The 1,780-nt window shown below is 76.8% G+C and carries 2 protein-coding genes; both read left to right on the forward strand.

Going from position 1 to position 1,780, the window contains the following annotated elements; genetic code table 11:
- Positions 1 to 1,067 (forward strand): L-aspartate oxidase (locus tag I59_RS09535; RefSeq protein WP_022903673.1); only part of this gene is annotated, 1,067 nt, incomplete at its 5' end.
- Positions 1,064 to 1,780, forward strand: a 717-nt coding sequence (gene nadC, locus I59_RS09540) for a carboxylating nicotinate-nucleotide diphosphorylase (protein ID WP_022903674.1), incomplete at its 3' end; no start/stop codon positions are given. The genes I59_RS09535 and nadC, both read left to right, overlap by 4 nt.

Here is a 1,780-nt window from a genome sequence, read left to right on the forward strand (position 1 = left end):
CCGACGCCGTCGTGCTCGCCTCCGGCGGTGCCGGGCACCTCTACCGCGAGACGACGAACCCGCTCGTCGCGACGGGCGACGGGCAGGCGGCTGCGTGGCGCGCCGGTGCGGTCCTCGCCGACCTCGAGTTCGTCCAGTTCCACCCGACACGTCTCGCCGTGCCGGACGGCGGCCTGGTCTCGGAGGCCGTGCGCGGCGAGGGCGCGGTCCTCCGGGACGTGCACGGACGCCGGTTCATGACCGACGTCCACCCCGACGCCGAGCTCGCCCCGCGGGACGTCGTGGCACGGGGGATCGCCGCCGCCGTCCGCGACCAGGGCGGTGAGCCCGTGCTCCTCGACGCCACGGCGCTCGACCCCGCGTTCCTCGTCCGTCGGTTCCCCGGACTCACCCGGGCCACCCGTGCCGCCGGGTTCGACTGGACGCGCGAGGGCGTGCCCGTCGCGCCCGCCGCCCACTACGCGATGGGCGGCATCGCCACCGACGCCGAGGGCCGCACCAGCCTGCCCGGGCTCCTCGCGATCGGGGAAGTCGCCTGCACGGGCGTCCACGGCGCCAACCGGCTCGCGTCGAACTCGCTCCTCGAGGGCCTCGTCTTCGCCGTCCGCGCAGCGGACGCGCTCGGCGCGCCGCGACCCGGCCGACTCGGCCTGCGCGGCGACGCGGCGCTGGACGTCGTGACCGTCGGCGACGCGGCGGACGCGCGCCGTGCCTCCCGGCAGGACCGGACGGGAGGCCCGGACCACCGCACCGACGTGGCGGACGTCCGCCGGGCGGTGCAGTCCGTCATGACGGACCACGTGGGGCTCCTCCGCGACGCGACCGGACTCGCGAGCGCCCGTCGCGACCTCGACCACCTGCGCGTGCCGGCGCCCGCCGGCGTCCGCGAGCACGAGGACCGCGGCCTGCTCGACCTCGCCCGCCTGACCGCGCTCGCCGCCGAGGCCCGCACCGAGTCCCGCGGCGCGCACGCCCGGACCGACCACCCCGACACCGACCCCCGAGCCACGCGGTCGCACGGCTGGGTCTCCCGACCCGCCGCCGTCCCGCAGGAGGTACCCGCATGACCGACGTGACCGCACCGACGACCGACCGCCTCGCCGTCACCGATCCGGGCACGATCCCGTCGCACGCGCTCCGCCGGGTGGTCGAGACCGCGCTCGAGGAGGACGCACCCTGGGGCGACGTCACGAGCGAGACGCTCATCCCCGCGACGGCGACGGCCACCGCGACCCTGGCCGCCCGCGAGCCCGGCGTGCTGAGCGGCGGCGGCGTGTTCGTCAGCGTGATGCACGCCGTCGACCCGTCGATCACGGCCGAGGTGCACGTGTCGGACGGGTCCCGGTTCGACGCGGGGGACACCCTCGTGACGGTGTCCGGCCCGGCGCGGTCCGTGCTCCGGGCCGAGCGCGTGGCCCTCAACCTCGTGCAGCGGATGTCCGGCGTCGCGACCCTCACCGCGGCCTACGTCGCGGCCGTCGCGGGGACGCAGGCGCGGATCGTCGACACCCGCAAGACGACGCCGGGCCTCCGCGCACTCGAGCGCTACGCGGTGCGCTGCGGCGGCGGGCGGAACCACCGCACGTCGCTGTCCGACGCGGTGATGGCGAAGGACAACCACCTCGCGGTGCTCCTCGCCGACGGCATCGACATCGGCGACGCCGTCCGGTCCGCCCGCCAGCGGCTCGGCCACACGGTGCACCTCGAGGTCGAGGTGGACCGGGTCGACCAGATCGAGCCCGTGGTCGCGGCCGGCGTCGACACGATCATGCTCGACAAC

It is taken from the genome of Curtobacterium sp. B8 (genome assembly GCF_000333315.1).
Taxonomy (GTDB): Bacteria; Actinomycetota; Actinomycetes; order Actinomycetales; family Microbacteriaceae; genus Curtobacterium; species Curtobacterium luteum.